Annotated in this window: 8 protein-coding genes and 2 pseudogenes; 8 read left to right on the top strand and 2 right to left on the bottom strand. The window is 29.3% G+C overall.

Features of this window, described 5'->3' with window-relative positions; all coding sequences use genetic code 11:
• The 4 genes from CO726_RS29870 to CO726_RS29850 form a co-directional block, all read left to right on the top strand.
• Window positions 1-168: IS3 family transposase (locus tag CO726_RS29870; RefSeq protein ID WP_169513112.1), on the top strand; the 168-nt coding region annotated here is incomplete at its 5' end.
• Between the two features lie 304 nt (window positions 169-472).
• Window positions 473-1,360, top strand: a complete 888-nt coding sequence (locus CO726_RS29860) for an isochorismatase (RefSeq protein WP_099686708.1) — start codon at window positions 473-475, stop codon at window positions 1,358-1,360.
• Between the two features lie 219 nt (window positions 1,361-1,579).
• Window positions 1,580-2,128: a hypothetical protein gene (locus CO726_RS29855; RefSeq protein ID WP_099686707.1), complete on the top strand. Its 549-nt coding sequence runs from the start codon at window positions 1,580-1,582 to the stop codon at window positions 2,126-2,128.
• A 4-nt stretch (window positions 2,129-2,132) separates the two neighbouring features.
• Window positions 2,133-3,134 carry a hypothetical protein gene (locus tag CO726_RS29850; RefSeq protein WP_099686706.1) on the top strand — a complete coding sequence of 334 codons (1,002 nt, stop codon included), beginning with the start codon at window positions 2,133-2,135 and terminating at the stop codon, window positions 3,132-3,134.
• Between the two features lie 281 nt (window positions 3,135-3,415).
• Here CO726_RS29850 and CO726_RS32720 read toward each other — a convergent pair.
• Together CO726_RS32720 and CO726_RS29840 are read right to left on the bottom strand one after the other, a co-directional pair.
• Window positions 3,416-3,762 (bottom strand): annotated as a pseudogene (locus CO726_RS32720) (ATP-binding protein); the annotation flags it as partial.
• Window positions 3,749-3,934, bottom strand: a pseudogene (locus CO726_RS29840) (IS21 family transposase); the annotation flags it as partial. The pseudogenes CO726_RS29840 and CO726_RS32720, both read right to left, overlap by 14 nt.
• A 386-nt stretch (window positions 3,935-4,320) precedes the next feature.
• Here CO726_RS29840 and CO726_RS29835 point away from each other — a divergent pair.
• From CO726_RS29835 to CO726_RS29820, 4 genes are all read left to right on the top strand, one after another.
• The gene (locus tag CO726_RS29835) at window positions 4,321-5,019 is read left to right on the top strand and encodes a thioesterase II family protein (protein WP_099686705.1); all 699 of its coding nucleotides are present in this window, start codon (window positions 4,321-4,323) and stop codon (window positions 5,017-5,019) included.
• Window positions 5,020-5,738: 719 nt separating this feature from the next.
• A complete protein-coding gene (locus tag CO726_RS29830) occupies window positions 5,739-6,419 on the top strand; it encodes a 4'-phosphopantetheinyl transferase family protein (protein WP_245916841.1) in 681 nt (226 codons plus the stop codon).
• 319 nt (window positions 6,420-6,738) lie between these two features.
• A complete protein-coding gene (locus CO726_RS29825; RefSeq protein WP_099686703.1) occupies window positions 6,739-7,515 on the top strand; it encodes a 2,3-dihydro-2,3-dihydroxybenzoate dehydrogenase in 777 nt (258 codons plus the stop codon).
• A gap of 26 nt (window positions 7,516-7,541) precedes the next feature.
• A partial coding sequence (locus tag CO726_RS29820) for a chorismate-binding protein (RefSeq protein ID WP_169513111.1) occupies window positions 7,542-8,238 on the top strand: 697 nt, incomplete at its 3' end.

Below are 8,238 nucleotides of genomic sequence, written 5' to 3'. Positions count from 1 at the left end.
ATCTTTAAAACCGAGTTCGTTCGCGGTCGTCATTTCGCAAGTTTAGAAGAATTGACCTTAGAATTGAACGACTACGTAAACTGGTTTAACAATGTCAGAATCCATGGAACACTGGGCTATTTGAGTCTTGTTCAGTACAGGCAGGAATACCTTAAAAAAATTGTCTAGTTTCGTGTTGACATACCAGGATATCACAGATGTATCCATAAGTATCTATCCTATATTTGTATTTAGGTGAGCAAATTTGTGCATATAGAATAGCAAGAGCAAATCGTTCTACTTTAAAAGATTTAAAAGAGTTTTTAACTTTAAGAAGTGTAGATGAATATAAATTTCCGGATCAAGTAGAATTCATAACTGAATTTCCTGAGACTGGGGTAAGGAAATTTAGTAAAAAAGAATTACGTAAAATGATATCAGATAAATATAGGAAGACCAAAATTAATTATTTACATTATGAGGAGAATTTTTAATGACTTTACCAACAATTAAAGACTATCTAATGCCAACAAAAAATGATTTGCCAATTAATAAAGTAAATTGGAATATTGATAAAAAACGTGCAATTTTACTGATTCATGATATGCAAGAGTATTTTATTGATGCTTATGAAGAAAACTCACTGCTAATAAAAACTCTTGTGAATAATATAAATGTCCTGAAAAACATGTGTAAAGTGCTTGGAATCCCAATTATATATTCTGCTCAACCTGAAGATCAAAATTCTCAACAGAGAGCGTTGTTAGAAGACTTTTGGGGAAAGGGAATTCCCCGCGAAGGTAATAAACAAAGGATTATTAGCAGTTTGACTCCTGAAATAGATGATATTTTATTAACTAAATGGAGGTACAGTGCTTTTAAAAAAAATGACCTATTAGACATTTTTCAGGACCAAGGACGTGATCAGATAATAATTTGTGGAGTTTACGCTCATATAGGCTGTCTTTTAACTGCAGCAGATGCATTTATGGAAGGTATACAACCATTTATTGTTGGAGATGCTGTTGCTGACTTTACTTTAGAAGATCATAAACAATCACTAATTTATGCATCAAATAGATGCGCTAAAACAATTACTACTGAGCAAATAAAACAAGCACTATCTAATGAGAATGATGATTTAACTAAAGATTACATCCGTGAACAAGTCGCTGAACTACTTGGCTATAATGAATTTCAGTCAATTAATGAGAATGAGAACTTATTGTTATTAGGCATGGACTCCATAAGGGTTATGACTTTTATGGGAAATCTAAATAAAAAAGGAATCAATCTACCCTTTGTAAAACTTGCTTTGGAACCAACTATTAATAATTGGTGGGAACTTATAGTAAGCAAGAAGAATGAAGTGCTTAAATAGTAAAAAATGCTTTATACATAGTTTATTTAACAAGTCACTGTTATGGGGTAAATTATTTTTAAAATAGGTAAATCTCCATAACAGTGTTTTATGTGGCTCAGAATAAAATTCAAACTCTATAAAAACCCTATTTAAAAAAGGTAAACGTTGTTTTCTAGTTAAAACTAAATCAATCTAAGTTAATTTAGTTTTTAATAAAAAATACGGAGGTAGTTAATAGTGTTTTATTGCGTAAACCTTGAAGAACATAACAACAATAAAGGTATAACTAGTTATGAAGAAAAAAGTAATGGAGAACTAGACTCTTTAGCAGGACTCTCTATACCAAAAGACTTTCTTTGCGAGAACATGAACTTTATTTATGAGAGCCAAGATATACCTTTTATATTTAATATTAACAATAATTTTGATAACTTCGAAGTGGATAATCAACTTATAAAAATCAGACCAAACTTATACTCAGACATTTTTTTTGTTGGCACCTGTTACGGAGGTAGTTATTACCATGATGTGGAGCTAATGAATGGGAATAATATTTACTCTAAAAAATTACACTTATCAGACTTAAATAGTGAGATATCTAATAATGGTGATATTTGTTTCAAATCTTTTGAATACATGCATTCACACCTAGGTATTAACAATTTTATAAAACCTAAAATTTGGTTTTATCATATGTCATTTAATTCTTATCTGAAATTAGATCAACTTAAGTTTGGTTATAATCCATTTATACATATTTTTTCTATCACAATGAAGGAGGTATAACAATTTGAGTAATTCAAAATTAATTTATAAGGAGAACTTCGATTGTAAAACCCTTACAATAAACGCTATTTTATCAAGAGTTATACCAATATCAGAATTTATTTGGAACCAGGCAGGATTAGCAATCTATGAAAATGAGAATAATCTAATTTTTACTCCTTACTATATAAATGAGTATGAACATCTTCATAACACAACTAATGTAAGATGTATTGAACATAAATTACCAAATTTTGAACTTTGGTTAGAAAAAATAATATTTATTTTAAAAAGTGATAGTTCAATACTAGTACGTGTTGATATCTTTGATTTACCATTTAATATGTATTATTGCAAACATAGGGGACCACACTACATTGAAATTACACACATGGAACATGACCAATTTTTTGTATGTGACCATTTTTACAAATATTCCGGTTTGGTTGATATATCTATTATTGCAAAAGCCATGGAAACTAGAATGGACATTGAAGGTGAAAAAGAATACATTTTCCGGAGTTTCTATACGGAGGGACATTCCTTTAAACTAGACAAAAATTATTTATTTAAAGTTATGAATAAGAACAACTCCCAAATATTAGGTGGGGGAACAGTGGATTTTTTAGATATACCAAATCACAAACGGTTGGTAGGCCTAAAAACTTTTGATAGATTCGATAATTACTTAGAAGAACATTTCCATCAAAAAGGGCCATTAAAAGACATATATAAAAGTTTATTTAATTTGAGTAATTCAAGGTACCATTATTCAAAAATTATCTCAAAATATAAAGATGATTATAACAATATTGAAGTGATTGAAGACTTATATCGAGATAGCTATCAGAATTTTAGAATAGCAGCTAATTTAGTCCTTAAGTTAAGAGCATCAAAAAAAGAACGAGCATATCTTACTAACTTAAAGGATATATTATCTTCAACCTTAAATATTGAAAGAGAGGCATCTAAATTAGTTGAAGATTTTACTTTAAAAGAAGATGTACCTAATACGTTTTATAAATAATTTTTATAAACGATAAATGCTAAATGACATATTTAAGCTTAGATTACAAAGTGATATACTAAAGGGTTCGATTTATATTAATTAATATATATGAATTAATTAATACCAAAAATAGAAACCTGATTAAAATAAATATTTCAAGTATACACAGGTGTCTAAATCCCAATAGGTATAGGAAAACAATATGATGAAACATTAAAGTAAGAAAAAGTAGAGTATATCCTTGAGTGTAAATGTCAACTTAAACATGTACACTTTTGCTTGACCAAGGCTGTACAAAATTACTCATTCTCTTTATTAAAGTGATACTTAATTCGATAAGATTTTCCAATAACGTTCACGACTGTGGCGTGATGCAAGACACGATACAATATGGTGTTAGCTATATTTCATAACGCATATCAATTAACTGAAAAAATAATTTAGCATCCTCTAAATCAATTGGCAACTAACTAATTTCATCATTGATAAGTAGTTTATGCTTCGTATAATGTTCCAAACGAGTTTCAAGATGATTTTCTACTTTTGCGCGTTTAAGATTTTAAAGTAAATCATGACATTTAATGAAATATGTACTTGTACGGTTCTTAGCTGCTGCGATGCCAATAGAAGTGAACAAGTGGGTTTTTCTTGATATTTAGCTGGAACTGAGTATTGATTTGACTTGACTTGTAGTAAATCATGTTCGATGCATTGACTTTTACAAGTGTGTATTTGATTCTGTAAGAATCTCTTATTGTGCTCTGTGGTAGCAGCTGTAAGAGATTCTTTTCTTGTTTTAAAACGAGCATTGGAATTTTGTTTGGGTTAACGAATGTTAATTGAAAAATAATCCATTTGCAAATTATATTTAAAAATATTGAGAATTTATTCCTTATAAATTATAATTTTCTTTATATGTAAAATATTAGATTTAAGTTTAGTTTTAATTAAACAAAAAATTGAAATTTCAAACAATGTAATGAGAGGAATATGTATATTCACTCGTTTTGCTATTATATAATGATTGCGAAATCTCGCAATATATTCGAGAAAAGTATATAAAAAACTCGTAGTATTAAAATGGAGTTTAAATTTATTATCAAATTCTTATTCAAGTTAATTTATGCTCAAGAAAAATAGTTTTTATTATAAATTCAAAATTTCGGAAGTGAAGTTCTTTTTGTTGATTTTTAGGAGGTAATGTATGAATAAAAGTAAACTGATTTGTTTGGCACATGCAGGGGGATCTGCACAAATTTTTAAAGAATGGGGCCGTTTTTGTAATTCAATTGAATTTATCCCAATTGAGTACTCTGGTAGAGGAGGCCGCATCGGTGAAAATTTATTTACGAATTTAAATGAAATGGTTGATGATGTATATAAACAAATTTTAATTCATATTAATGAATGTGAAAAATATTCAATTTTTGGCCATAGTTTTGGGGGATTGGTAGCATTTGAATTAATTAGAAATTTTGATTCTTTTACTCCTGAGCATGTTTTTATTTCAGGAATGGGTGCTCCTCATAAAAGAAAGTCACATTCCTTTTTTCATTTACTACCGGATGATCAATTCATTGAAAAAATAAAACATATGAATGGAACTCCGTCAGCAGTTCTCGAAAATAAAGAATTAATGGATTTGTTTTTACCAATATTAAGAGCAGATTTTAAAATGAATAATGAATACCAATACAATACAGAGTCGAGTAGAATCAAAGATGACTTATCAATTATTTTTGGAAATAAAGATAATATAATAGATAGGAATAATATACCATATTGGAGAGGTTTGACTGATGGGAATTGTGATTTCTTTGAAATCGATGGGGATCATTTTTATGTGAATAGGAATTATAGTGATGTTTTAAATATTATATCTAAAAAATGTCTACATCAATAATACCTTCAATAAAGGACAAGAATGATAAGAGTAGTAAATGGTTTTTTATGTGATATTTTTTGTATATCTAAAAACGGATGAAATTCTAATATATATAGTTTTTTTAGGTGACAGTATTAAAATTTTTCCCTCTGAAATATCTGCTAATATTCAATTTAGGGGGGGTAGTAACAGAAACGGTTATTATTGTTAATTTGATTATGATAATAGTTTTGATAACGTAGTGTTAACGCATCAAAGCCTTATTTATCACGTTTTTTATTGTTATCAAAAATCAGTTTTTTTGATAATGTGATTAAGTCTTCTTGCCGTTCTTGTTCCATTACTACACCAACCCCATTTATTGAGTTAGGACATAATCATACTATTCATAAATAATGAACTGAATTTATATGATAGTTTTAAATTTTTTTAATTAAAAATAATGTTTGTTTTAGAATTTTAAAAATTTAATTATAGTATTCAGAAAGATTTGTGAAAGTAATGAGTATCGAATGTGGTGTATTAGAAGTAACGATTTATGAGGAAGAATTGAGGCTAAGAGATTTAAAACGAAGGACCAAAAAAGCTTCTGCTGAGATAAGAGGAGGAAAAATTTTGAAATGTTATAGTTATATTTGATAAAAAACAAAAAGATGTAAAATTGCATCATTTTATCAATTGTCAAAAGAAAGGACGGTTTAATGTGCAGTATTTATGCTATCAAGAAGCTAAAAACAATGGATGAAACCACATACAATAGCCTGTTAAATTTGGTTTCAATAGAAAAGAAAAGAAAAATAGAACGTTATAAAAAAAAAGAAGATGCTTATAGAACTTTGTTAGGTGATGTAATGATTAGATCTATTATTTGTAAACGTTATAAAATATCTAATCAAGATATAAAGTATAATTACAATAAGTATGGTAAGCCGGATTGGATAGGAGATGAATTTTTTTGTTTTAATATTTCTCACTCAGGGGATTGGATTGTTTGTATTGTAGGTAATACTTCAGTAGGTATAGATATTGAACAAATACGTCCAATCGAGTTAGAAACAATTTCACAATTGTTTTCAATGAAGGAAATTGAGAATTTGAATTTAAAGGTATTAACCGAAAAAAATGATTATTTTTATGATTTATGGACTTTGAAAGAAAGTTATATCAAGGCAATTGGCACAGGTCTTTCAACTCCTTTCAACTCTTTTACCATAAAAAAAAATGAAGAGGAAGGTATTAGTATTAATCAAGATGAAACGAATAGTGCTTACTTTTTTAAACAATATCATATAGATTCTGATTATAAATTATCAGTATGTGCCAATTCTAATCAATTTCCGCATAAAGTGATTCTTAAAAATATAAATGAAATTATTCATGACATATCTGAAACTGATAGTATATCCATTTATTCATGACGGTGTTTGCATAAGGTAGTTTACTCAGACGGGTAGAGTGTTTAGTGTACTGATAAATTTAAAAGGAATAATAAGTTTCTTTAAAAAAAAAGCTTATTATTCTTTTGGTTTCAAAATACGAAATTTATTGTTAAAAAGGATATAATGTTATAATTAGATATATAAATTTTTATATGATATATTTTAAAAAATTATAATTGTTAAGTAATTTGATGTGTGATATAGATATGAAGAATGTAAAGAGTACTTTTGTAAATATGATTATTTTTTGAAATTTTGTTAAGAGCCAAAAATAAAAGAAAAGGGAAGGAATACATATATGGATTTGAAAGGGAAAATTGCTTTAGTAACTGGTGCTGCACAAGGTATTGGAGCTGCTGTAGTTAAAGCTCTGGCTGAATTAGGTGTATCTGTAGTAGCCGTAGATAAAAATGAAGAAGTATTAGATAGAATGGCAAAAAAATTACAAAAAAAAAATCAACATGTTGTTGTCTTTCGAGCAGATGTTAGTGATCGAAAAAGGATAGATAAAATAGTAGAAGAAGTTGAATCTACTATGGGGCCAATTGGTATTTTAGTAAATGTAGCAGGAATTTTACGTATTGGCTCTGTTGAATCTTTGAGTGACGAGGATTGGCATTCAACATTTGAAGTGAACACTACGGGTGTATTTTATGTTTCGCGCGCTGTAATTCAATATATGAAACCCCGTAGGGATGGGGTAATTGTTACCATAGGTTCAAATGCATCTAGTATACCACGTGTAGGAATGTCTGCATATGCAGCGTCTAAAGCGGCAGTTACTTCGTTTACAAAAACTATGGCTTTAGAATTAGCCGAATATAACATTCGGTGTAATATTGTATCACCAGGTTCCACAGAAACTGAAATGCAACAAAAAATGTGGAATGATGAGAGTGATATGGAAAAAGTAATTAAAGGTTCTCTAGAAAATTATAAATTAGGGATTCCTTTAAAAAAATTGGCTACACCTTCTGATATTGCAGAAGCAGTTTTATTTTTGGTCTCAAACCGTTCTGCACATATTACAATGCATAATATGTGTGTTGATGGAGGAGCAACTTTAGGAGTGTAATATTATATGTGGGAGGTTATTAGTAGATGAGTCATATGACTGAATATAAAAATTCAGCACTACAATTATTAAATGATTATAAAGTTTGTTCTTCATTTTTTTTTGCTTCACCAACCCGCACAATCTTAACTGAAGGAGAGTTTACTACAGTAGAGCACCGTGAAATTGACAGTTTCCCAGAGCTTGTGCAAGCAGTATTACGTAATGCAAAACAAGCAGGAAATCCGAATCCTATCGTTGTCGGTGCTTTGCCATTTGATCGTAGAAAAGAAGTTCAACTTATCGTACCGGAATATAGCAGAATTTCTGATCGTTTACAATTGGATACAACAAATCAGCTTGAAACAAACGAGAACTTAGCTTTTGAAATGATGCCTGTACCAGAACCAGAAGTATATATGAATGGCGTGAAGCAAGGGATTAAAAAAATACAGGACGGGGATTTAAAGAAAATCGTCCTATCTAGATTGTTAGATGTTAAATCTTCTGAAAAGATTGATAAGCAAAAACTTCTTCGAGAATTAGCAGAGCATAATAAGCATGGCTATACATTTGCTGTGAATTTACCGAAAGATGAAAACGAGAATAGTAAGACTTTAATTGGAGCAAGTCCTGAATTACTCGTTTCACGTAATGGTATGCAGGTTATTTCTAATCCGTTAGCTGGTTCAAGACCACGTAGTGATGATCCGGTAGAAGATAAAAGAAGAGCAGAGGAATTGC

This window comes from Bacillus fungorum, assembly GCF_002746455.1.
Classification (GTDB): domain Bacteria; phylum Bacillota; class Bacilli; order Bacillales; family Bacillaceae_G; genus Bacillus_A; species Bacillus_A fungorum.
Note: the sequence above shows the minus strand (reverse complement) of the source record. Positions and strands in the feature narration are given on the sequence as shown.